The sequence below is a fragment of the Marinomonas sp. HM11-D genome (assembly GCF_057626615.1).
On record NZ_JBMMKT010000005.1, the window covers coordinates 205,932 to 230,312 of the forward strand.

Annotated in this window: 22 protein-coding genes; 4 read left to right on the top strand and 18 right to left on the bottom strand. The window is 47.6% G+C overall.

Annotated elements, in window-relative coordinates:
• Positions 1-3 precede the first annotated feature (3 nt).
• On the top strand, positions 4-1,986 hold the full coding sequence (locus tag ACOSVP_RS09575) for a TonB-dependent receptor plug domain-containing protein (RefSeq protein WP_487347268.1): 1,983 nt from the start codon (positions 4-6) through the stop codon (positions 1,984-1,986).
• Between the two features lie 60 nt (positions 1,987-2,046).
• Positions 2,047-2,901 (top strand): hypothetical protein, encoded by an 855-nt coding sequence (locus ACOSVP_RS09580; protein ID WP_487347269.1) that lies wholly within the window; start codon positions 2,047-2,049, stop codon positions 2,899-2,901.
• Here the strand turns inward: ACOSVP_RS09580 and ACOSVP_RS09585 are convergent.
• Entirely contained in the window at positions 2,875-3,636 is a 762-nt protein-coding gene (locus ACOSVP_RS09585) for an alpha/beta fold hydrolase (protein ID WP_487347270.1), read from the bottom strand. The two genes, ACOSVP_RS09580 and ACOSVP_RS09585, sit on opposite strands and share 27 nt — an antisense overlap.
• A 108-nt stretch (positions 3,637-3,744) precedes the next feature.
• Here ACOSVP_RS09585 and ACOSVP_RS09590 point away from each other — a divergent pair, with 108 nt between their 5' ends.
• Positions 3,745-4,359 carry a CDP-alcohol phosphatidyltransferase family protein gene (locus ACOSVP_RS09590; protein ID WP_487347271.1) on the top strand — a complete coding sequence of 205 codons (615 nt, stop codon included), beginning with the start codon at positions 3,745-3,747 and terminating at the stop codon, positions 4,357-4,359.
• Positions 4,360-4,366: 7 nt separating this feature from the next.
• Here the strand turns inward: ACOSVP_RS09590 and yfaE are convergent, their stop codons facing one another.
• From yfaE to ACOSVP_RS09630, 8 genes are all read right to left on the bottom strand, one after another.
• The gene (yfaE, locus tag ACOSVP_RS09595; protein WP_487347272.1) at positions 4,367-4,657 is read right to left on the bottom strand and encodes a class I ribonucleotide reductase maintenance protein YfaE; all 291 of its coding nucleotides are present in this window, start codon (positions 4,655-4,657) and stop codon (positions 4,367-4,369) included.
• Entirely contained in the window at positions 4,638-5,771 is a 1,134-nt protein-coding gene (gene nrdB / locus ACOSVP_RS09600; RefSeq protein ID WP_487347273.1) for a class Ia ribonucleoside-diphosphate reductase subunit beta, read from the bottom strand. The genes yfaE and nrdB overlap by 20 nt, the downstream gene beginning before the upstream one ends.
• Before the next feature lie 89 nt (positions 5,772-5,860).
• On the bottom strand, positions 5,861-8,128 hold the full coding sequence (gene nrdA, locus ACOSVP_RS09605) for a class 1a ribonucleoside-diphosphate reductase subunit alpha (RefSeq protein ID WP_487347274.1): 2,268 nt from the start codon (positions 8,126-8,128) through the stop codon (positions 5,861-5,863).
• A 287-nt stretch (positions 8,129-8,415) separates the two neighbouring features.
• On the bottom strand, positions 8,416-9,117 hold the full coding sequence (locus ACOSVP_RS09610) for a heparan-alpha-glucosaminide N-acetyltransferase (RefSeq protein WP_487347275.1): 702 nt from the start codon (positions 9,115-9,117) through the stop codon (positions 8,416-8,418).
• A gap of 88 nt (positions 9,118-9,205) precedes the next feature.
• Positions 9,206-9,850: a pyridoxamine 5'-phosphate oxidase gene (gene pdxH, locus ACOSVP_RS09615; RefSeq protein ID WP_487347276.1), complete on the bottom strand. Its 645-nt coding sequence runs from the start codon at positions 9,848-9,850 to the stop codon at positions 9,206-9,208.
• A gap of 3 nt (positions 9,851-9,853) precedes the next feature.
• Positions 9,854-10,489, bottom strand: a complete 636-nt coding sequence (gene coq7, locus ACOSVP_RS09620; protein ID WP_487347277.1) for a 2-polyprenyl-3-methyl-6-methoxy-1,4-benzoquinone monooxygenase — start codon at positions 10,487-10,489, stop codon at positions 9,854-9,856.
• Between the two features lie 15 nt (positions 10,490-10,504).
• Positions 10,505-10,846 carry a histidine triad nucleotide-binding protein gene (locus tag ACOSVP_RS09625; RefSeq protein WP_487347278.1) on the bottom strand — a complete coding sequence of 114 codons (342 nt, stop codon included), beginning with the start codon at positions 10,844-10,846 and terminating at the stop codon, positions 10,505-10,507.
• A 48-nt stretch (positions 10,847-10,894) separates the two neighbouring features.
• Positions 10,895-13,165, bottom strand: a complete 2,271-nt coding sequence (locus tag ACOSVP_RS09630) for a 7TMR-DISM family protein (RefSeq protein ID WP_487347279.1) — start codon at positions 13,163-13,165, stop codon at positions 10,895-10,897.
• Between the two features lie 45 nt (positions 13,166-13,210).
• Between ACOSVP_RS09630 and ACOSVP_RS09635 the strand changes: the two genes are divergently transcribed.
• A complete protein-coding gene (locus ACOSVP_RS09635) occupies positions 13,211-13,465 on the top strand; it encodes a hypothetical protein (RefSeq protein WP_487347280.1) in 255 nt (84 codons plus the stop codon).
• A 72-nt stretch (positions 13,466-13,537) separates the two neighbouring features.
• Here the strand turns inward: ACOSVP_RS09635 and purD are convergent, their stop codons facing one another.
• From purD to dsbD, 9 genes are all read right to left on the bottom strand, one after another.
• Positions 13,538-14,827, bottom strand: coding sequence for a phosphoribosylamine--glycine ligase (gene purD, locus ACOSVP_RS09640; RefSeq protein WP_487347281.1), 1,290 nt, complete (start codon positions 14,825-14,827; stop codon positions 13,538-13,540).
• Positions 14,828-14,847: 20 nt separating this feature from the next.
• Entirely contained in the window at positions 14,848-16,416 is a 1,569-nt protein-coding gene (gene purH / locus ACOSVP_RS09645; RefSeq protein WP_487347282.1) for a bifunctional phosphoribosylaminoimidazolecarboxamide formyltransferase/IMP cyclohydrolase, read from the bottom strand.
• An 83-nt stretch (positions 16,417-16,499) separates the two neighbouring features.
• The gene (fis, locus tag ACOSVP_RS09650) at positions 16,500-16,778 is read right to left on the bottom strand and encodes a DNA-binding transcriptional regulator Fis (protein WP_055461630.1); all 279 of its coding nucleotides are present in this window, start codon (positions 16,776-16,778) and stop codon (positions 16,500-16,502) included.
• A gap of 101 nt (positions 16,779-16,879) precedes the next feature.
• A complete protein-coding gene (gene dusB / locus ACOSVP_RS09655) occupies positions 16,880-17,845 on the bottom strand; it encodes a tRNA dihydrouridine synthase DusB (protein ID WP_487347283.1) in 966 nt (321 codons plus the stop codon).
• A 153-nt stretch (positions 17,846-17,998) separates the two neighbouring features.
• Positions 17,999-19,444 (bottom strand): zinc-ribbon and DUF3426 domain-containing protein, encoded by a 1,446-nt coding sequence (locus ACOSVP_RS09660; RefSeq protein WP_487347284.1) that lies wholly within the window; start codon positions 19,442-19,444, stop codon positions 17,999-18,001.
• 22 nt (positions 19,445-19,466) lie between these two features.
• Entirely contained in the window at positions 19,467-20,354 is an 888-nt protein-coding gene (gene prmA, locus ACOSVP_RS09665; RefSeq protein WP_487347285.1) for a 50S ribosomal protein L11 methyltransferase, read from the bottom strand.
• Between the two features lie 96 nt (positions 20,355-20,450).
• Positions 20,451-21,791: an acetyl-CoA carboxylase biotin carboxylase subunit gene (gene accC / locus ACOSVP_RS09670; RefSeq protein WP_487347286.1), complete on the bottom strand. Its 1,341-nt coding sequence runs from the start codon at positions 21,789-21,791 to the stop codon at positions 20,451-20,453.
• 21 nt (positions 21,792-21,812) lie between these two features.
• The gene (gene accB / locus ACOSVP_RS09675) at positions 21,813-22,259 is read right to left on the bottom strand and encodes an acetyl-CoA carboxylase biotin carboxyl carrier protein (protein WP_487347287.1); all 447 of its coding nucleotides are present in this window, start codon (positions 22,257-22,259) and stop codon (positions 21,813-21,815) included.
• A gap of 213 nt (positions 22,260-22,472) precedes the next feature.
• Positions 22,473-24,299 carry a protein-disulfide reductase DsbD gene (gene dsbD, locus ACOSVP_RS09680; protein WP_487347288.1) on the bottom strand — a complete coding sequence of 609 codons (1,827 nt, stop codon included), beginning with the start codon at positions 24,297-24,299 and terminating at the stop codon, positions 22,473-22,475.
• Positions 24,300-24,381: the final 82 nt, after the last annotated feature.

Consider the following 24,381-nt stretch of genomic DNA (forward strand, 5'->3'; position numbering starts at 1 on the left):
TTTATGATTCGTTTCATAACCAGCGCATTACTGACAACATATGTTGGTATAGCAAACGCTGACAGCGTTGATGATTCGCTAGCAGGGCTAGATGATATGCTGCTAGGTGACATTCCTGCGGTGGTGACTCCTGCTCGTGTGGCTCAGCCCCGAGTTGAAGTGTCTTCTACCTTGTCGGTGTTATCTGGTGAGTTTATTCGCCGCTCTAATATTCAGTATGTTGAAGACTTACTGTTTCATGTCCCTGGCTTCTTTGTCGGCCCGTATTGGAACTCCTACCGTAAAGTAGTGGCGTATCACGGTACGGAGCTGGACCGTTTCCGTCGGATTCAGGTGCTCGTCAATGGCCGTTCGGTCTATAGCTCAGTTTATGCTCGTGTGGATTGGCCAAGTCTGGCGCTTAATATCGAAGATGTGGAACGTGTCGAAATCAACCGTGGCCCCAATGCATCCAGCTACGGTAGCAACTCTTTCTTAGCTGTTATTAACATCATTACTCGCAGTCCATTAGATACCTTAGGTAATGATGTGTATGTCACCTCCGATGATCAGGGTAACCGTCGTATGTATGGACAATACAGTGGCTTATCGGATAATTGGAGCTATCGAGTATCGGCTTCCCGTGGCACTGTCGATGGCTATGATCTCAAAGGCGATGGGGATCCGCGTAACGATGGCCATACGCAAACGTCGGGCAATATGTTTTTTGTTTATGAAGAACCTGGGCAAAAACTAGATATTGATATCGGTGCGACTAACCTAGACGCTGACGTCGAGTTTTACGAAGTCCCTGGTGTGAGCTATGACGGTACGCGTCCAACATTGGAACGCGATCGTGAGCACATCAAAGTGGGTTGGGAAGTTGAGCAATCCCCGACACATACGGTGAAACTTCAATACTACTTCGATAATTCGGAACGTATTGAAGACCATGATGTGGATGTTTATGGTCAGGTGCTGAATCAATTATTTGCACAAAGCCTACCTGATACGGAAGTATTTGAAGGGCATCTGACGTCAGACTTAGACGAGCAGCGTCATGATATTGAGCTGCAAAGTATTTGGACACCAAATTCAGATTACCGTTGGGTCAATGCCGTGTCCTACCGTCAAGACTCAGTGCATTCAAAGACGTATTTCGATGGTGACTACAAAGATGAGCTGGCACGAGTGTCCACTAACTTAAGTTACCGAGCGTTGGATCCTTTGATCATCAATGCGGGCCTGATGTATGAGCGTAGCAAGATTGCTGGCGATTATACCTCACCACAGGTTGGTGCGACCTACAAGCTAACGCCGCAGTCATCGGTGCGTGCCAACATATCTCAGGCCTATCGAGTGCCGGATTTGTATGACCAAAAGGCCAGCTGGTCGTATGTGTTCAATGGCCTTCGCTCGATTCCTGCCTATTCAACGGGCGTACCAGCAGAAAAGATCACTTCCTATGAAGTGGGTTATTATCAAAACATTCCGACATTAGGGTTGTCGTTTGATTTGTCTGCCTACCGTGAGAACTTAACCAACTTAGTGGCATCCAATAAAAAATATACTGATGCGATTGAGGACGGTGGCATTTTGACACCAGATTCTGGTTTAACCGCCACCATTGAAGGGGTAGAGGCGGAGCTGGATTGGCGCTCAGCGAAAGATACCTTGGTGCGTGCGACCATGTCGTATCAAGATACTCAGGCGGATGATAAAAATATCTCGGAGAGTGTGGCGCCTTTTATCACGACCTTGTTTGTTAGCACACCACTAAACGATAGTTTTTCTATAAATAGTCGCTATATTGATGGTAAAGAAGTGGCCACTTACGACTATGAAGCCTTAGGACTTTGGCTGACATATCGCCGCGTGGCGGGACCGACTACATTGACGGCTGGCTTGGGAGCGAATGTTCGCTTAGATAATGAGCCCTATATTCGAGTGAATAACGTCACTGAAAAGAAAACCAGCTATTTTATGTTTGCTAACCTGTCGTTTTAACTCTGTATTGCACTCATTATGAAACGGATTTTTTTGCTCATCATTGGATTACTTGCGAGCGTGCTGGTTCAAGCCGGCACTTTCGTATTCCATGATGGGCGAGAAACGGTCTCACGGGTGTTATCTATGTCCTTGTCGGCGTCTTCGTCGTATCAGGTACCTGTTTTAAATAATCCTAATACCCAGTTGAAAGACGGTGATCTGGTGATTACCGTTGGCCAGCATAGCTATACGCGCATCTGTGAAAGTCCTGCCAAGGTGTCGATTATCACGCTGTTTTTGGGGGAAGAAGAATTTGACGTTGCGCGTGCGCACTGCTCTAAACCCAGCACGGCGGTTTTTTCTGGGGCACCGCTAGATCTTCGCTTGAAGGTGTTGCAGTCGTTTTGGGAAGATCGAGCGCCGATCGCTATCGTTCACAGCGACGCTTTATCGCTCAGCGAGCGCAGCCTGCGTTTAGCAAAGCTACAAGATGTTGAAGTGTATTCTTATCCAGTCGCCGAAGAAGGGCGCGAGGAAAAGCTGAAGCAGCTAACGGATGTGTTGGAAAGCTCTAACTTAGTCATGTCATTGTATGACTCAGCGTTGTTTGATACGCAGTTTTCCAAAGACGCCATTCGTCTCATGTTTCATAAGAAGAAAGCCTTAGCTGCACATTCACTGCAATTAGTTAGAGCGGGCGCTCTGTTTGCCCTGTACAGCACGTCACAAGAAAAGCTCGAGTTGGTGACTTCCTATATCAAAGTCTATGAAGCCAGTGGCACCTTGATGCCACCGACTTATCCGACGCCTTTACGTATCGGCTTTAACCCGTACCTGATTCGCATGTACGGTCTGGTGTTGCCGACCGATCGCTTTCTATTGAGTGAGTTTGGTCTGTGCCCTGAATCAGGTTGTGAGGAAACGCTTAACTAGGCTGGCAAAGGTGGTCGGTTTTTCTGCATGCAGCCAATGGCCTGTTTCAGGAATCATCTTCACGCTGGCATTAAGGAAGTGCTGAAGTGATACATCTTGATACTTTGGCAGAATGTAGTCGGAATGCTCACCCTTAATAAATAAAGTTGGCGTCTGAATGCCATCCTTTAATTCTGGTTTACGTAGAATAGTGTCGTAGCCAGCGAGCAGTTGTTCCAGCCCTAAATCAATCACATGTCCCTGATCGGTACGTTTTAAGTTTTTTAATAGGAACTGACGCACGCCCATATTGCTTTCATATTGGGCGAGTAACTCATCAGCCGCTTTTCGGCTGGCAGGCTTTTGGCGATTGATTTCTTGTAGGCCTTTAAATATCTCGCTATGGCTGGGCTGGTAATCTACTGGGGCAATATCTGCCACAATCAACTTGGCAACTTTTTCAGGGTGATCGCTGGTCAGTTGCATCGAAACTTTACCGCCGATAGAGTGACCAAGCAGGTAGATATTGCTGAGGTTGTTTTCCTCTAGCCATTGGTTAATGGCATCAGCCATAGCCGGGAAGGTAACAGGCTCTAAGTAGGATGAACGACCATGGTTGGGCAGATCCAAACAGTACACAGTAAAATTCTCTGCCCATTTCTGTGCAATCGAGTGCCAGTTGTCGGCGTTGCCAAATAAACCGTGAATAACAACCAGTGGTGGCAGATTTTCACCGTACTGCTTTGCATGGATCATGAAGTCTTTCCTTTATCGAGCCAATAAATCTGTTGGCTATAGTAACAAACAACGACTAGTGATCGTATAAGTAAAGTCGGCCCAGATAATCGTCAGTGAGGAGCTCTTGTGTTTGATAAGTTTTTTATTCCGCTCATAAAGGCGCCCTTAATGCAGCTGGCTCAGCCATTGATCAAACGAGGAGTGACGGCCAATCAAATCACTCTGTCGGGCTTTGTGATGGGGATGCTGGCAGCGCTGGCACTGGCGGGCGGTTTTTACGTGTTGGGCTTAGTTGGGATTGTGCTAAATCGCTTATGTGATGGCTTGGATGGTGCTGTGGCGCGGGCGACCAAAACCAGTTCAGATGCGGGTGGCTATTTAGACATAGTGTTGGACTTTATCTTTTATTCTGCAGTGGTATTCGGCTTTGCCGTGTCGAACCCCGAGCAGAATGCCTTGGCGGCGGCGTTTTTGATTTGGTCGTTTATTGGCACGGGAAGTAGCTTTTTGGCTTTTGCTATCATGGCGGCCAAGCACAATATCGAACAGCTCGAGTACGGTAAGAAATCACTGTATTTTTTAGGCGGCATCACCGAAGGCAGTGAGACCATTGCCTGTTTTGTATTGATGTGTTTATTGCCAAGTCAGTTTGTGTTGTTGGCTGTGGTGTTTGGCGGGTTGTGCTGGATTACTACAGCGACGAGAGTGTTTGCCGCTTACAGGATGCTTAGCAGCAAATAACGGCTCGTTAGAGCATGGCTATCTCAATATCACTTTTAACGATGGCGCAGCAGGTCAGCATATAGCCACTGTTAACCCAAGCTAAGGGCTCCACAGGGTAGCTGACTTTGCCCCATAACAGTTTGATCATACAGGAGGAGCAGTAGCCTTCACGGCATTGGTACTCCACCTGTACGCCAGCTCGCTCGAGTTGTGGCAGCAGAGGCTCGTCTTCAGTAACGAGAATCTGCTTTTTGCCCAACAATACTCGGTGAACTTCTCGATCTTGATGCTCAGTTTTAGAGATCAAAGTCGTCAAAATCCGCTCCGTCTAGATCGTTGTCGATTTGGCCTACCAAGTAAGAGCTGATCTCTGCTTCCTGTGGCGCAACCTGAACGTTGTCGCTCACCAACCAAGCGTTGATCCAAGGAATTGGGTTGTTCTTAGTGGCAAACTGAGGCTCAAGACCGATGGCTTGCATGCGCACGTTGGTGATGTATTCCACGTATTGGCCTAGGATTTGTGCGTTCAAGCCAATCATAGAGCCGTCTTTGAATAGGTATTGCGCCCACTCACGTTCTTGCTGTGCCGCTTCAACGAAGATGTTGATTACATCTTGCTGGCACTCTTGAGCAATTTCAGCCATTTCTGGGTCGTCACGGCCTGACATCATTAGGTTCAACATGTGTTGTGTGCCGTTTAGATGCAAGGCTTCATCGCGGGCGATCAGTTTGATGATCTTAGCGTTACCTTCCATCAGGGTACGTTCAGCAAAAGCAAAACTACAGGCAAAACTAACATAGAAACGAATCGCTTCCAGTACGTTTACGGATGCCAATGTTAGGTAAAGCGCTTTCTTCAGTGTCTTCATTGACACTACCACTTCACCGCGCTCTGGCACGTGGTGAGTGCCTAGGCCAAGCGTGTTGTACAGGTTCACTAGCTCAATTAGATCGTCGTAGTATTTCGACACGCTGATGGCACGTTTTGCAATTTCATCGTTGACGACGATGTCATCGAACACCTTCGTAGGATCGTTAACGATGTTGCGAATGATGTGCGTGTAAGAGCGGCTGTGGATCGTCTCTGAGAAGGACCATGTCTCAATCCAAGTTTCCAACTCTGGCAACGACACGATTGGTAGTAGGGCAACGTTTGGTGAACGACCTTGCACGCTGTCTAGTAGCGTTTGGTACTTCAAGTTGCTCAGGAAGATATGCTGTTCGTGCTCTTCCAGCTTTAGGAAGTCTTTGCGGTCATTGGATAAATCTACTTCTTCTGGGCGCCAGAAAAACGACAGTTGCTTCTCGATTAGCTTTTCAAAAATAGGGTGTTTTTGTTGGTCGTAGCGCGCTACGTTCACGTTTTCCCCGAAAAACATCGGTTCTTGCAGACTGTCAAATTGCTTGCGGTTAAAAGTAGAGTAACTCATTGCCGAAAAGGATCCTTAATGATCGCGAATAGATAAAAACATGAATAGGGTAAAAAGCCCTACGTCACGAGTACGTAGGGCATTGTAACTTAGATCTTACAAGCGCCGCCTGCACAATCATCAACCATATCGTCTTGCTTGTCTTCTGCACCGTCACGAGTGTTGTGGTAGTACAGTGTTTTGACGCCCAGTTTGTAAGCGGTTAACAAGTCTTTCAAGATGACTTTCATTGGTACCTTGCCCGCTTCAAACTTCGATGGATCGTAGTTTGTGTTGGCAGAGATGGCTTGGTCAACGAACTTCTGCATGATCCCCACAAGTTGTAGGTAACCATCGTTCGAAGGGATGGTCCATAGTAGCTCGTAGTTCTGTTTCAAACGTTCAAACTCTGGCACAACCTGCTTCAAGATGCCGTCTTTACTAGCTTTCACTGATACGAAACCACGTGGCGGCTCGATACCGTTAGTCGCGTTACTGATCTGAGACGAGGTTTCAGATGGCATCAGCGCGGTCACAGTAGAGTTACGTAGACCGTGTTGTTTGATTTCTTGACGTAGCGCTTCCCAGTCGTATTGCAGTTCAGCCGAAACAACGTTATCTAGCTCTTTCTTGTAGGTATCGATTGGTAGGATACCTTGAGCGTACGTGGTTTCGTTAAATGCCTTACATGGGCCAAACTCTTTCGCTAGCTTGTTCGATGCTTTCAATAGGTAGTACTGAATCGCTTCAAATGTTTTGTGTGTCAGTTCGTTGGCGCTGCCATCAGAGTAACGTACGCCGTTCTTCGCTAGGTAGTAGGCGTAGTTGATCACACCCACACCCAAAGTACGGCGCATTTCTGTCGCACGCTGAGCGGCTAAGATTGGGTAGTTCTGGTAATCCAATAGACTGTCTAGGGCTCGAATGACCAGCTCAGACAGCTCTTCTAGCTCGTCTAGGTTTTCCAGTGCACCCAAGTTAAACGCTGACAGTGTACATAGGGCGATTTCACCTTCTGGATCGTCAATGCGGTTCAGTGGTTTAGTCGGTAGAGCGATCTCTAGACACAGGTTACTTTGTTTAACCGGCGCGACTTTTGGATCGAATGGGCTGTGTGTATTACAGTGGTCAACGTTCTGTAGGTAGATACGACCCGTGCTGGCACGCTCAGACGCAAACAGAGTGAATAGTTCAGACGCTTTAATAGTACGTTTACGGATACTTTCATCCGCTTCGTATAGTTCGTACAGACGATCGAATTCTTCTTGATCTGCGAAGAAGGCATCGTAAAGGCCAGGTACGTCTGATGGGCTAAACAATGTGATGTTGCCGCCTTTGATAAGACGTTGGTACATCAAACGGTTGAATTGCACGCCGTAGTCTAGGTGACGTACGCGGTTCTCTTCGACACCACGGTTGTTTTTCAGAACCAAAAGGTTTTCAACTTCCAAGTGCCAAATTGGGTAGAACACAGTCGCCGCACCACCACGCACACCACCTTGAGAACAGCTCTTAACCGCTGTTTGGAAGTGTTTGTAGAATGGGATACAACCCGTGTGGAACGCTTCACCACCACGGATTGGGCTACCAAGGGCACGGATGGCACCAGCATTGATACCGATACCTGCACGTTGGCTCACGTATTTAACGACCGCGCTAGACGTCGCGTTGATCGAGTCTAGGGAATCACCACATTCGATCAATACACAGCTGCTGAATTGGCGTGTTGGGGTACGAATGCCCGACATGATCGGCGTTGGCAAAGACAGTTTGAACTGAGAGACCGCGTCGTAAAAACGCTTGATTAGATCAAGTCGTGTTTGTTTATCGTAGTTGGCAAATAGGCAAGCCGCTACCAAGATGTAGATGAACTGAGGGCTTTCGTAAATTTGGCCCGTCACACGGTTCTGAACTAGGTACTTACCTTCTAGCTGTTTCACTGCCGCGTAAGAGAAGTTCATATCGCGTGAGTGGTCAATAAAGCCGTTGATCACATCCAACTCTTCTGCGCTGTAGTTGTCTAGGATCTCTTTGTCGTAACGGCCTTGCTCAACCAAGTTACGTACGTGGTGGTGTAGGTGTGGTGGCTCGAACTCACCGAAGGCTTTCTTACGCAGGTGGAAGATCGCTAGACGCGCAGCCATGTATTGGTAGTCAGGCGTGTCTTCAGAAATCAAATCTGCCGCAGATTTGATTAGCGTTTCGTGGATGTCCGTGGTGCGGATGCCTTCGAAGAACTGAATTTGAGCTTTAAGCTCTACCTGAGAAACGGAAACGTTGTTTAAACCTTCAGCAGCCCAAGTGACAACCTTGTGGATTTTATCCAGGTTAATTTTCTCGGTTTTGCCGTTCCGCTTGGTAACTGTCAGAGTGCTCATGCCTTAGATTCCCATTTCTGCAGTAAAACCTGTGGATATACTGTATATAGTATTTCGAGGTACTGCTTGATACTAGATGTAGTGTAATTTGTATTTGATGGCACGAACAATAGTGCTCATATGGATGAAAATCAAGGCTTGAAAAATTCAAAATTTTGCGCCTTATCAATCCCTGAAGTGATCACTTACGTGAGCATGCCCAAAAGTTCTTGAATGCGTAATTGCAACACAAAAATAAGAAATTTTGTTTACTGGCTACGGTTGATTGCTCAGTGATCACTTGTCATCTAGTGCCACAAAAAGTAAGCGCCGATGACGATCGGGTAGAGAATCAACTGGTGTATTAAATAGGCTAACAGTGCATGTCGACCTAAGAATGCCAGTAGGTTAACACCGAAATTTTGAGGCAATATGACGGTGTGTAGCCTGAGGTATCCAAATATCGGGCCAATCAGTGCCACACCTAACCAAGGCAGAGGGTTTATAAAGTCTAAGGTTGCGCTGGGTGCGGAAAAGGTGTGGATAAACCAGCGGTGTGCAGCCATTGCATTAATGCCATAAAACTGACTAACGGCAATTAGACCAAGACCCAATGCACAAGAAATAAAAGGGTGCACTGATAGGGGGCGAACGATCCACCCCGCCGCAAAGATAAAGTGCAAGATACCGAAAAACACCCATTGTTCCGGTAAGCCAATGTAGGTACCAAGGGAGATAAGCAGCGCTGCAAAAGCGACCTTTGCTTGGTTCTTGCTAAAGCGTTTTAGAGGCTGCTTGTTTTGTCTGGCTAAGTAGCTGGACCAGCCCACCGCGCTGACAAACATAAATACGATAAGGCTACGAAAGTTCAGCCAAAAATCGCTGCGGTCATCAAAGGTGACAAAGCCAAAGTCTCTTAAATCCCAACAAAAGTGGAACAGGATCATCAGCACCACAGCGAGGCCGCGATAGCTATCGAGAAAGTTAAATCGAGCTTGGGACGAGGGCATATAAAGTTCTGCTCAACAATAAAAAAGCCATCGCTACGAATAGGCTAGGCTATCGCAACGATGGCTTTTTAATATGACTTAAGGGCGGCTAAGGCGCTTTACGCACTGCTTGCCAAGTACCTTGGTCGTCTAAGGTAAACACAATACGGTCGTGTAAACGGCTTGGGCGACCTTGCCAGAATTCAATAGAGGAAGCTTCTACCGCGTAGCCACCCCAGTTTTCAGGGCAAGGAACATCGCTGTCTAGGTATTGCTGCTCAAGCTCTGCAAACTCCTTTGACAAAACATCACGTGAAGCCACTACTTGGCTTTGACGAGAAACGCTTGCGGCAATTTGACTGCCTTTAGGGCGTGTCGCGAAGTAGGCTTCAGACACTTCACGGGAAACCTTCTTAGCAACGCCTTCAATACGTACTTGGCGTGAAAGTGGTGCCCAGAAAAAGGTTAATGACACGTTTGGGTTGTTGGCAATGTCTTGGCCTTTGTCACTGTTGTAGTTAGTGAAGAAGGTAAAAGTGCCAGCGTCCCGTTGTTTTAGTAAAACCGTACGGCAGTGCGGTTTGTTGTCTGCATCGACTGTGCTGAGCAGCATGCCTGTTGGATCATCTGGGCAGGTTTCAATCGCCTGACCAAGCCAAGCATCAAACAGTGCCAACGGATCTGAGCCAGCTTTTTCTTCGGTCAGGTCATCAAATTGATAATCACGGCGAAGTGATTGTAGGTCACGATTCATAAGTTAGATCCGGTAAGTTGAGTGAGTCATTACTTTAGAAACTAATGTCATGACGCGCATGACAGGCTGCGGAAATTCATAGCCACCTGAATCCAGCGCCATTTGCTTATGTTTAGCTTCGTCGATGTGCATTTGTTCTAAAATGGCACGAGAGCGTTGGTCTTGCTCAGGTAGCGCGGCCATATGCTTATCAAGATGCAAACACACCTGATCTTCGGTCGCAGCGACAAAGCCTAGGCTAAGCTTGTCGCTGATAAGACCTGCACCAGCGCCTATGCAGAATGATACCCCATAAAACAAAGGATTTAGCGCACTTGGACGGCTGCCAAGCTCGTAGAGACGCTCCTCGCACCACACAAGATGGTCAATTTCTTCATCGGCTGCATGTTCCATTTCAGCTCGCACTGTTTCTAGCTTGGCTGTGGTGGCTTGCCCTGCGTACAGCGCTTGGGCGCAGACTTCACCTGTGTGGTTGATGCGCATTAAGCCAACAGCATGGCGTTTCTCTGCCGACTCTAATGAGGCTTCAGGATGCTGTAATGCTGGGGACGGGCGTGCCGCTTTGGCCGCTTTAGGAACCAGCGTTTGTAATGCACGATCAAATTGCATGACCGCCTTATCAAGTTTTGTTAGAAGCATCGTTGCTACCTTCTATTAGCCTGGTGGCCAAGTCATGGCACGACCGCCAAGTACGTGCATGTGAATGTGGTAAACCGTTTGGCCACCCATTTCATTGCAGTTCATCACTACACGGAAACCGTCTTCAGCAATGCCTAGCTCTTTAGCAATTTTAGCGGCCGTAATAGGAAGTTTACCCACTAACGCGGCATCTTCAGCCGTCAAATCATTTAGGGTGCTGATATGGCGCTTTGGAATCACTAAAAAATGAGTAGGAGCCTGAGGTGCAATGTCCTCAAAGGCGATGACATCATCGTCTTTGTAAAGAATTTTGGCCGGGATGTCACCGTTGACCAGTTTACAAAATAAACAGTCCATTAAAGTCTCCTATAGCGGTGTTCATTATTTTAATTACGTTCATAAATCTCAAGTGGATTGAGAGTATCTCTTGATTTTAGGCAACATCGAGCTTGGTGTTTCACGTTGTAACTGTTCGATGTCGGGTAATAGCTTGGTTTCAATTTGCGAGCTGTAGACAAAGTCATGAAAGCCCAGTGCGCTGGCATATTCTTGCGACATATTAACATTGTTTGAAATCAGTAGGCATGAATCGGTTTCATGTAGCGCACTGACAAAGCTGGCTAAATCCGATGCCCCGAAGTTTTTCTCATCCTCAAACAGCAAAATCACAAAACGACTTTTGCCATTGCGCTGATTGAGAAGGGTATGAAGGTCTGTCACCGAATCGATATGAGTCAGGGCAAATAAACGGGTGTGAAGGAAGTTACTGGTGCGCTCAATCAGCTCTGAATCCTGATGGCCGATGATCACCAGAATGATGTTTTCTAGCTGAGTTTGCTTAGCCAGTTCGCTGGCTTCGATTTGTTTGATGTTTACCGGAATACGGCAGCTCAAGGCGCGGGCGCGACCCTCGCCTGAAATCGTGATTTCCCCTTCTAAAGCCTCAACGAGATCGCGTAGGTAGCGCGGCCCGAAATAATGTTCCTTTTCAAGACTGATGGAGCTTGGCATAGGGTAGACACGAATATGCAATAGGCGCTGCCCATCACGCTCATTAATCACTACATCGCTTTCAATGTTCAGGACTTGGTCAGTGTGGTGATGCAGCTCCTCCATAATGACTTGGTAGAGGTGCTTGATCATATAGCTGTTAGAGAGCAGCTCCCACCCCACGGTCTGATCGTATTGCATTTCAATTTCGGCATCACTTTGATCAAGGGTAAAAAAGTCGATCGTGGCTTGATCAATAAGCAGCTGTAAGTTAGTAGGTGCATTCGTGCGATGATAAGCGTTTTTGCTTTGCAAACTTTGCATAAAAGAGAGGCGTTCGGCAATGTTGGACAGGTTTTTATAGGCCTGTTTCAACTCATCGGCTCTGGGCTCGTTCAGACTGTACTGATGATCAATGACGGCGGTTTGGCGTTTAATACGTGAAGCAATCTCCGTCAGCAGCTCGTAGCGCGGCATATCATCGGCTTTGCTGGTGTGGAGATGAGTCGGTGTATGGCGTGTAATAATGCCACTAAAATGGACTAGGGCTTCTAAAATAATTGATGTGGTCAGCCCCCATTCGTACCAGAATGGCAAAGAGAGTACGCCATAGGTAGCGAGAATCCAAATACTGTGGCCGACGGTCAGAGTCAGTCGTGCAGTGAGATAGTAAAAGGCGTAAGGGATTTTTTTGTAAACGCTATAAATGGCGACAAAAAGCAGCACCAGTAAGGTACTGACGGCACTGATGCTGAGAAAGGCAATGTTTAATTCTTGCGGTGCTAGGGCGTAAATAACGGCTAAGAAAGCATTACCGAGGATCATTAATAGCAATAACTTATCGATCTTAGGTAAGTTTTCCTTGGTATCAATGTAGAAGCGCGTGAAATAGGTAATTAACGCTGCACAGGCTAGGGCTGAGAAGTTATATACCCGTTCCTGTAAGCCCATTAAGCTTGGAAACAGTTGATAGACAAAACCGTGCAGTGCAAAGTGCAAACAGGCAATGCCGACTAATAAGGTGCTGTAGAGCAAATACATGGGGTGTCGTGTGCGTACAAAGAAGAACACATTGCTGGCCAGTAATAGCAGCAAAACCCCCATTAGGAAACCGGTAATATAGGTGTCTTTTTGAATGTCGTTGGTGAGTTCTGAGAAGGTTTTCACCTCCATAAATAAGTTAACCGGCAGGCGTGAGCTAACCTTAATGTACACGGTATAAAGCGGTGGAGCGGAACTGGGCAGTGGGACAATGTAGTCTGGGTAAGCAATGATGCGATTACGGTAGGGGCGAGCATCCCCCATTTCAGAAAAGATTTGATTGTTTAATAGATTCGGAGTGTAGACATCGACAACCTGCGCACGAGGTGCCTTGATATGGAGTGCAGCTGATTCCCCGGCAGGGAGTCGCTGAGCCACTTCGACACGGATCCAAATATTACCTTTGACGAGGCCAAACTGTGGAAACTCTCGTTTTAGGGGAACAAAACGCTTACGTAGCTGCTCAGAGTCAATGTCTCTCAGCGTTAAACGGCTGGTTTCGTCGATAAAGTAACTGCCGACGCTGCCAATGTTTACGCTATGGTTCTCTTCATCAAGCAACGCCATCATCTGTGCGCCATAGGCGATGTTGGTCAGATGCATGATAGTGAGTAAAATGAGCGTTCGTATGCTGTGTTTTATCAAAGCGGCCTCCATGAGGCTTACATTATTAACTAGTTAGGGTGTGAAATGCTATATCCAATCTTGGTGGAATATTATGTCTGGTGGTGTCTTGCACTATTAGTGGTGACTTGGTTTACCCGTGTGCATCAGGGGCAAACGCGCAGTAATTTTTTATACGGTTACGCCATGCTCGGTGCGCTAGGCTTTCTGTTGGATTTAGATTGGATGGGCGGAGTAATTTTCGGTTTGATCGTATTGGAAGTCGGTAAGAAGTTTAAAGCTTGGCTGGATAAGAAGCAGGCGGGCTTAGGTAAAAAATAGTCATTTATTTAACGCATAAAAAAGGCCACATCTGTGGCCTTTTTGCTCTAACGCTCTAATTGAGACGCTAACTTATTTTGCTTGCTCGCGTGATACAGCACGGTGGCCGATATCGGTACGGAAGTAAACTTTATCCCAAGAGATTTGTTTAACCACTTCGTACGCACCCGCTTGCGCTTCAGCCACTGTATCGCCCAGTGATACCGCGCAAAGTACACGGCCGCCATTCGTGACAACGTTGCCATCTTTTGAAGCGGTACCCGCGTGGAACACTTTCTGGTGTGCAGGCAGTGCTGCATCATGACCAGAGATCACGTCGCCTTTGTTGTAAGACGCTGGATAACCACCTGCGGCTAGCACAACACCTAGACTTGCGCGTGGGTCCCAATCTGCTTCAACAGAGTCAAGTTCACCATTGATGGCGGCTAGACACATGGACACTAGATCCGAGCGTAGACGCATCATGATTGGTTGTGTTTCTGGATCACCGAAGCGGCAGTTGTACTCAAGTACTTTTGGTGTGCCGTCAGCGGCTACCATAACACCTGCGTATAGGAAACCGCGGTAACGGTTGCCTTCTGCGTTCATGCCTTTCACTGTCGGCATAATCACTTCGTTCATGATGCGATCATGGATTTCTGGCGTGACTACAGGAGCAGGAGAGTAGGCACCCATGCCGCCCGTGTTAGGGCCAGTGTCGCCGTTATCACGCGCCTTGTGGTCTTGGCTTGAAGCCATTGGTAGAACGGTTTCACCGTCAACCATTACGATGAAGCTTGCTTCTTCGCCCACTAGGAATTCTTCGATCACAACACGCGAACCTGCATCACCAAAAGCGTTGCCTGCTAGCATGTCTTCCACTGCGGCAATCGCCTCGGCTTCTGTCTCAGCGATGATAACGCCTTTACCTGCTGCTAGGCCGTCAGCCTTAACAACGATGGGTGCGCCGTGCTGTTTGATGTACTCAACTGCCGCTGGGATCTCAGTAAAGTTACCGTAGCCAGCCGTTGGGATTTTGTGGCGTGCTAGGAAATCTTTAGTGAAGGCTTTAGAGCCTTCTAGTTGAGCTGCTGCTTTGGTTGGGCCAAAGATAGGTAGACCCGCCGCATCAAATGCATCCACGACACCAATCACAAGGGGTGCTTCTGGACCAACGATGGTTAGACCAATGTTGTTGTCTTTTGCAAAAGCAACCAAGGCATCGATGTCTTCAACGCCGATGTTTACGTTTTCAACTTTTGCTTCAAGCGCAGTACCAGCGTTGCCTGGAGCAACGTAAACGGTTTCTACGTCGGCAGATTGAGCTGCTTTCCAAGCAAGCGCGTGTTCGCGCCCGCCGTTACCAATTACAAGAACGTTCATGCTTGTTTCCTATGCCTATCTTAGTGACGGAAGTGGCGCATGCCAGTGAATACCATCGCCATACCCGCTTCGTCTGCTGCAGCGATGACTTCGTCATCACGCATGGAACCACCTGGTTGGATCACTGCCGTAATGCCCGCCGCAGCCGCTGCATCGATGCCGTCACGGAATGGGAAGAATGCGTCAGATGCCATAACAGAACCTTCTACTTGTAGGTTCTCATCAGCCGCTTTAATGCCTGCAATCTTAGCAGAGTAAACGCGGCTCATCTGACCTGCGCCCACGCCGATTGTTTGGCCTGCTTTAGCATATACGATCGCGTTAGATTTCACGAACTTCGCTACTTTCCAAGCAAATAGTAAGTCTTTCAACTCTGCGTCAGATGGTTGGCGTTTAGAAACAACTTTAAGATCACCCAGTTCAATAGCGCCGTCGTCACGATCTTGAACCAATAGGCCGCCATTTACGCGTTTGTAATCCAGCGCAGCTGGTTTGTTAGTTGACCACTCGCCACATTCTAAAAGACGAACGTTTTGCTTAGCTGCAACGATTTCAAGTGCTGCTGCGCTCACTTTAGGCGCAATGATGACTTCAACGAATTGACGATCAACGATGGCTTGTGCTGTTTCAGCCGTTAGCTCTTGGTTGAAAGCAATGATGCCACCGAACGCAGAAGTTGGATCTGTTTTGAACGCTAGGTCGTAAGCTTCAAGTTGGTTCGCTGCCGTTGCAACGCCACATGGGTTGGCGTGCTTAACGATCACACAAGCTGGCTCTTGGAAGCTCTTCACACACTCAAGCGCTGCGTCAGTGTCAGCGATGTTGTTGTAAGAAAGGGCTTTACCTTGAAGCTGTTTCGCTGTGCTGATAGAGGCTTCTTGTGGGTTAGCTTCAACGTAGAACGCTGCTTTTTGGTGTGGGTTTTCGCCGTAACGCATTTCTTCTTGCTTGTTGAATTGCAAGTTGAACGTGCGTGGGAAATCTTCACTGCCGCCTTCTACTTTCTTACCAAGGTAGTTAGCGATGTTGCCGTCGTAGTTAGACGTGTGTTCGAATGCTTTCACCGCTAGATCGAAACGCTGATCGTAGGTTAGGCCGCCGTTTGCTTGCAAAGACGCTAGAATGCCTTGGTAGCTTGCAGGATCTACAACGATCGCTACATCTTTATGGTTTTTCGCAGCAGAACGAACCATTGTTGGGCCACCGATGTCGATGTTTTCAATCGCTAGCGGTAGATCACAATCAGGGCGAGCAATGGTTGCTTCAAATGGGTATAGGTTCACCACAACCATATCGATTTCTTGGATGCCATGCTCTTGCATGATCGCACCGTCGATGTCACGACGACCCAAGATACCACCGTGTACTTTCGGGTGAAGGGTCTTAACGCGACCGTCCATCATTTCAGGGAAGCCTGTGTAGTCAGATACTTCTACCGCTGCTACGTTGTTTTCTAGCAACAGTTTGTAAGTACCGCCAGTAGACAGGATTTCAACGCCTTGGCTAGCCAATTCGCGTGCAAATTCTACAATGCCAGTTTTGTCAGAAACGCTGATAAGAGCGCGTTTAATTGGAGTTGTGTTTGCCATTATGCTTCTCGCAATGTGATTAACGTTTTATAAAGTTTGGGGAACGGGTAAAACGAAAAAAGGGCGAGGGCGCCCTTTTTTACTTACAGCATACCGTACTGCTTCAGCTTTTTGCGTAGCGTACCACGATTTAGACCTAGAATCGCGGATGCTTTGGTTTGATTGTCTTTAGTGTAGTTCATGACTGACTCTAGCAAAGGTGCCTCGACCTCAGCTAACACTAGTTGGTACAAATCAGTAACAGGTTGGCCGTCTAAGTGAGCAAAGTAGTTCTGCAATGCTTTTTCAACATTGTCGCGTAGGGTTTGCGATTGCTCAGTTGAAGCTGTTTGAAACGTTTGAGTATGTGTTTGATCTACCACAGAGTAACCTTCTATTTTAAAGCTAACCATTTTTGAATAGACGTGCGTGAGATGGGTAATCTCGCAATCTCATTCAGGTACCAGAAATGCTTCTTAAAATGCTAAGAAACAAAGAATTCATTCAACAGATCGAGCTGTTCTTGTGCATCGTCGATGCGATTAAACTGGCTACGAAACGGCGTTGTGTCTGCCAGTGTTTGCAGATACCAGCCAACGTGCTTACGAGCAATTCTTGCTCCCATGAAGCTGCCGTAAAAATCATGTAACGCCTTAACGTGATTGATTACGATAGTCTTGACCTCATCCGTTGCTGGAGGCGCTAAAAGCTCGTTGTGCTCTAGGTAGTGATTGATTTCCCGAAAGATCCATGGACGTCCTTGAGCTGCGCGACCAATCATTACCGCATCGGCTTGCGTGTAATCTAATACTTGCTTGGCGTGTTCGGCAGTTTGAATGTCACCATTGGCAAACACAGGAATGGAGATCGCCTGTTTAATTTCAGCAATGGTGTCGTATTCTACTTCGCCTTTGAATTTACAAGCACGTGTGCGGCCATGCACAGCGAGGGCTTGAATGCCAGACTGCTCGGCTATTTTCGCTATCGCGAGTCCGTTACGCTGATCTAGCGACCAACCGGTGCGGATTTTTAGCGTTACCGGAACATCAACACTACTAACGACGGATTCGAGTATTTTCTGAACGAGGGGCTCATCTTGCAACAAAGCGGAACCAGCGGCTTTGTTGAGTACTTTCTTAGCGGGGCAACCCATATTGATATCAATAATTTGAGCGCCAAGTTCTACGTTTTGACGGGCCGCTTGGGCCATCATAGTAGGGTCTGAGCCAGCAATTTGTACGGATCGAGGTGCCACTTCCGCATCATGGATTAGGCGCATGCGGCTTTTGTTGGTGTCCCATAGGCGCACATCAGATGTGACCATTTCTGAGACTACTAAACCGGCACCATGCTGATGGCAAAGGCGTCGAAAGGGTAAGTCGGTTACGCCTGCCATCGGAGCAAGAATAACGGGCTTTTCGATGCTGTAATTGCCAATACTAAAGGCCATGATGTGTCTAAATACCGAATCTGTTGTTAAAGATCTGCTACACCGTCGAGCGGGCGTGAATAATACCTAGGGGATTCGGTTTTTTGAAGTCTTGACAACTCAGAAATTGGCTAAAATTTGTGCTTATTTACAGGATGTTCAATAAATGCACATTTAGTACGACTGAGTATTGTTGGCAAAGACTTTAATTTGATGTGTTACTGCCCGTGCGCCAGGATCCTGAATTGGAATCACGATGTGAATCGGGGTGTTGGGTGGCATAAAGGTGATGTCTAAGAAGTCTTTATGTAAATAGTCTTGTGGTGCGAACAGGCGTGCGGCCACAGGGCGACCGTTTAAGTCGTAGAACTCCAGCGCAAGCTTTGGCATGGCTTGCGCAAAACTACTGCGGTTGGTCATGATCGCATTTACTTGCAAACTATTGGCGAGTGAAGGGTGACTTTGAATGCGCACGTGCTCAATTTCAACGGCAGTAACGTCTTCAAAGGCTGGTAGAGTGCAGCTTAAGTAAGAGCAAGCCGCCTTGTAAAAGGAGCGAAACTCCGGTGAACGGCTGCCTTGCTCAAAGTAACCTGTGGCCACTTGCGCGGCTAGGGCAACGAAAGCCAGTAACGAGGCTAGCGTCCAGAGCCAGGTGAATCTACCTTTTTTACGAGCACGTTTGCTCGGCTTTTGGTCTGATCCCGTTAGGGTGGCGAGGCTATACTCAGCCGCTAGTTGCTTCATGGACTCTTGGGAGGAGTAGTCCGCATCGCTTAGGCTGCCGTGTTTCGACACATCTTGTGCTAAGGAGTGAAGCGCCTGCATATAGTCAGGTTCATCATCATCTTCTTCTGGCTCAGGTGCGTATGGTTTGTTCAGAGGGTTAGAATAAGGCTTAATGATTGGGCGTTCTGGTTTGTTGGCCTTTTTTGTGAGTGATTCGCTGAAAATCGGCTCAGACTCAGGTGATTGTTCACTAAATTGCGCTTCCAGTTCCGCTAATTCGACTTCCCATGGTGCTAGCTCTTCCGTGCTTGCTGGCTTGATCGGTTCAGGTGTAGGCTCCGGGTTGGGGCGTGGCGTCTGAGCTGGGCGAGCAACTTGTGGCGTAGGCTTTTGTGGTGCAGCTGGTTGTGCTGGCGTGTCTAAATCGTCGAACAGTTCATCGTCAATCGGGCTGCCAATAAAGCGTGCGCTACTGTCCTTTGGTGGCGTGTAAGGCTCTAGATCTTCTTCGTTAAAGAGGGTGTCTAACCACTCTGGGTTAACGTTACCATCTTCCTGAATAGTCTCGGCAGCAGGCGCTGGTTGAGCGGGGCGTTGCGGCGTTTCCTGCTCTTGTGGCTGTGCGGCTGAAGGTTGTGTTGTCGTGGGTTGTTCTACAGCGATTGTCGGCTTAGGTGTCTCTGGTTTGCTGGTCGCAGCTGGTTGTGCTGGCTGGCTAGTAGGGCTATCTGTCTTAGGCTTTGACTCTGGAGTGCTGGCAGCAGGTTTGGCGCTAAAGATATGAAAGCATTGACCACAGCGTACCTTGCCTTTGGCCATATTAAGCACTTCCTGCGTGACGCGGAAAGTGGTTGAACATTTAGGGCAACGCGTGATCATGCTTTCTGACATAAGCCGTAATTTTCCTTATGGGCTACAACTTTTTCGCCACAATACGAACCCATTCTTCTTTCTCTACGATGGATTCGATTTTAAACCAAGGTTTGTAGGCTTCGACAACGGAATGTGCTTGGCTTTCTAGAATACCAGAAAGTGCCAGCATACCACCTTGTTTTACCAGCTTTGAAATGGTGTCTGCAAGCTCTGCTAGCGGACCTGCCAGAATATTTGCTACTACGATATCGGCCTGCAGGTCACCTTCATACGGTGGCAGTTTTACTTCATAACGATCTGGCGCAATGCTGTTGCGCTCAGCGTTGGCTTGAGTAGCTTCAACTGCTTGTGGGTCAATATCGATGCCGACCATGTTGTTAGCGCCTAATAACAAACCTGCAATGCCTAAGATGCCAGAGCCACAACCGTAATCGATGATGCTCTTGTTCTGGCAATCGATAGAATCTAGCCACTCTAAGCACAGTGCTGTGGTGGGGTGAGTGCCAGTGCCAAACGCTAAACCTGGGTCAAGAATCAGGTTGACGGCATTGGCGTCTGGGACTTCACGCCAGCTTGGGCAAACCCATAGGCGCTTACCAAATTGGATGGGATGGTAACTGTCCATCCATTCGCGAATCCAATCTTTATCTTCAAGAATCTCAATTTTCAGATCGATATTGGGTTCACTAAGGTGCTCCGCCTTGTGCTCAATGACGCTGCGAATCAGTTCTAGATCTGCGTCGGCCTCAAATAGACCTGTGACACGAGTATGTTTCCATAGTGGTGTGGTGTTTAGGTCTGGTTCGTAAACCGGATCGTCGTGCACGTCTTCGAAGGTGACGACCAATGCACCACAGTCAAGCATGGCATCTTCGTATGCAGGGACGTGATCTGGCGTGGTATGAACGCGGATTTGCAGCCAAGGCATGGGAATAAAGTCCTATTATGACTCAAGAAAGTCGGGTTAATGCGATTAGAAGGAGGGTACTACACCTCCGAGCGGAGGTGTAGTAATTGAGCGCAATTATAGGCCCAGTTTCTTTTCCAAGTAGTGGATGTTGACGCCACCAGCAATGAAATTGGTATCAGTCACTAAATCTTTTTGTAGTTCGATGTTAGTTTTGATGCCGTCGATGAAGGTTTCATCTAGCGCCACTTCTAGGCGTTTTAGAGCGCCTTCACGAGAGTCCGCAAAACAGATCACTTTCGCGATCATGGAATCGTACGTTGGTGGTACTGAGTAGCCACTGTATAGGTGAGAGTCAACTCGAACGCCCATGCCGCCAGGTGCATGGAAGTAGTTTACTTTACCTGGGCTTGGCATGAAGGTCTTTGGATCTTCCGCGTTAATACGAGCTTCTACCGCGTGGCCTTTGATCTTCACATCTTCCTGTTTGATAGAAAGAGGTAGGCCGCTGGCAATGCGTAGTTGCTCTTTAACGATGTCGATGCCAGTAACCATTTCCGTTACAGGGTGTTCTACCTGAACACGAGTGTTCATTTCGATGAAGTAAAAACGACCATCTTCGTATAGGAATTCGAATGTACCTGCACCGCGGTAACCAATCTTGATACATGCATCAACACAGGCTTGTAGGCACTGTGCACGTGCATCAGGATCTAGTAGTGGCGCTGGTGCTTCTTCCAATACTTTTTGGTGACGACGCTGTAGTGAACAGTCACGGTCGTAAAGGTGGATAGCGTTGCCTTGACCATCGGCAAGAACCTGAACTTCAACGTGACGTGGGTTAGTTAGGAATTTCTCCATGTAAACCGTGCTGTCACCGAAGTAAGAACCTGCTTCAGATTGCGTAACGCTGATTGATTTCAGTAGGCTGCCCTCGTTGTGTACAACGCGCATACCACGACCACCACCGCCTGCTGCCGCTTTAACGATGACTGGGTAACCGATTTCGCGAGCAATGCGCATACATTCTTCTGGGTCAGCAGGTACTGGGCCGTTTGAGCCAGGAACCGTTGGTACGTTTGCTTCACGCATCGCCTTGATCGCAGAAACTTTGTCACCCATTAGGCGAATTGTTTCAGCTTTTGGACCGATGAAGGTAAAGCCAGAGCGCTCAACTTGCTCTGCAAAGTCAGCGTTTTCCGCAAGGAAACCGTAACCTGGGTGGATCGCAGACGTATCTGTCAACTCCGCCGCACTGATCAGTGCTGGAATGTTCAGGTAACTGTCTTTTGATGGGTTAGGGCCGATACAGATCGATTCGTCTGCAAGGCGCACGTGTAGTAGGTCGCGGTCAATCTTAGAGTGAACCGCAACTGTCTTGATACCGAGTTCTTTACAAGCGCGTAGGATACGCAGTGCAATTTCGCCTCGGTTAGCAATCAATACTTTATCTAGCATGATTAAACCTTTGGCTGTGAATTAAATGATAGTAACAAGCGGTTGGTCGAATTCTACTGGCTCACCATCAGATACAAGGATGGCGCCAATTGTGCCGGCTTTGTCAGCTTCGATTTGGTTCATCATTTTCATCGCTTCAACGATACAGATAGTGTCACCAACGTTTACTTTTTGGCCAACTTCGATGAAAGATTTCGCGCCTGGTGCTGGAGACTGGTAGAAAGTACCAACCATTGGAGAGTTAACAGTGTGACCAACAATTGCTGCTTCCGCTGGTGCTGCTTCTGCTGGAGTCGCTGCAGGAGCTGGTGCTGCTACAGGTGCTGGAGCCGCGTAAACCTGAGGGGCTGCTACTGGAGCTCCGCCACGACTGATTCGAACTGCCTCTTCACCTTCCTTGATTTCGATCTCGTAAACGTTAGATTCTTCTAGTAGTTCGATAAGCTTTTTGATTTTGCGAATGTCCATGTTGACTCTCTTTTTCTGTCTATGTATTCAGTCTGTAACTGCTAGCGAAACTTTCGTTAGCAGGCGGTACTGGCTATGAAAGAGTATGTTTACACATCCATTGATAGCCAGTTGGAAATCCAATTAGCCGGAAATTATCAGTAAAAACCGCGAAATTGTCCAGTTTTGTAGATAAAAAACCTATAACTGGAAAATGAGTTTAAAAAACACTCATTAGTAAACTTTTTCATTGTTGTCGTTTGACAATAAGGCCTGTAAACGCGCTTCTACCTCTTCCTTGGTCGGCTCTCCGACTAGGGAATAGTTGTCTAATAAGTCATCTTGGTGATTGAAAAACAGCATGGCTGGTGGACCAAATAAACCAAAGTGCTGCAAGAAGGCTTGATTGCTAGAGGTATTATCGGTCACATCGACTTGCACAAAGGTGATTTGGTGCAAGAGTGGCAGCACATCAGGGTGTTTAAAAACTTCTTCTTCAGTGATTTTGCAGCTAATGCACCAATCCGCGTAAAGATCGATGACCACAGGTAGTGTGCTTTGATTTTGAATCTGCTTTAGCTCTTCTAGCGAACCAATGGTGCGGTAGTAGGGGATTTCTGCACGAGGGTTAGCTGCTTCCGAGTTATTGAGTGATAACTGGTTTAAAGGCGTCATGGGAGTATAGCTACCCGAAGCCGCACCTATGATTTCGACAAAACCAATAATGATGGCGCTCAACGCCAATAACCAACGGGCTGGGTGGGAATGCCCAGTCAAAGTGCGATGTAAGAAGTAGGAGGCAATGCCTAAGCTCAGCAGTCCCCATAGCCATAGGTGATAATCTTCTGCTAACCAGCGGTTCGCCAGCCATACGGCAAGGCCAAGCAAGCCAAAGCCCATCAGCTTTTTAATATCTTCCAGCCAAGCACCGTTTTTGGGGAGAACCTTACTACCTAAAGCGCCGACCAAAAGCAGCGGTAAGCCCATGCCAAGCCCCATGCTAAAAAGCGCCGCCGCACCGTAAAGTGGATCCGAAGTGGAGCTGATATAAAGCACTACACCAGCCAGTGGTGCAGAAACACAGGGTGATACAACCAGCGTGGCAAAAATGCCGGCTAGAAAAATACCTAGAATTTTAGAATGACTGTTTTGCGAACGGTTAGATAGATCATCGAGGCGCGTTTGTAGGGAGCTCGGCAAACGCAGATCAAACACGCCAAACATGGCTAGCGAAAGCGTGACGAAAAGGGCGGCACTAAATAGTAAAATAATCGGATCTTGTAGTGCGGCTTGCAAATTCAATTGCGTACCAAACCAGCCTGCTAGGGCGCCAATTAAGCCATAAGTTAGCGCCATGGCCAGCACATAGACAGCTGACAAGTATAAGCCACTCCAACCTTTGGCTTTGCTACCCACTACGATGGCACTGACAATGGGGATCATGGGTAAGACACAGGGCGTTAGGGACAACAGTAAGCCAAGGCCAAACATCACCATTAACATTTTTGTAAAAGTGGCTTGGCTAATTAGGTTGGTAACTTGCTGTGCTTCAGAGGGTTTAAAAGCCGTCGCTGGGGCTGATGCTTCGACGTCATTCTCTAAGCGTGAGCTGATCACTTTGCTAAACTCAGCTGACATGGGCACGGCCTGAGGCGGGTAGCATAAGCCTTTTTCCGCACAGCCTTGGTAGCGGATAGTGAAATTAATTTGCTTAGGAAGCTCGTTATCACTGACCTGTAATGGCAGTTTTAATAGGTGGTGATACACTTCTACTTCGCCGAAATAAGGGTCTTGTTTAATCTCCCCTTCAGGGATGTCGGCAAACACTAACGATGGCTCTTCTTGGCTATCGATTTTTAGTTGATGACGGTACAGATAATAGCCGTCGCTAATGTGCCATGTTGCCCATACTTGGCCTGCAGCGTCACTGTTTACCGACAAGCTAAATGCCTGATCGACTGGAAGAAACTCAGGCTCAGAGTTAAAAGGCGAGCTAAAGTTGAACGCCAAACTGTAGCTTGTAGAAATAAGGATTAATAACGCAGCGATGAATCGCATCATATGGCAAGGCTCGTTTTGTGCGACGATGGTTTCTTCGGGAATAAAGGCGCTATAGACTACCAACGCCGGTGAAAGTTTCCAA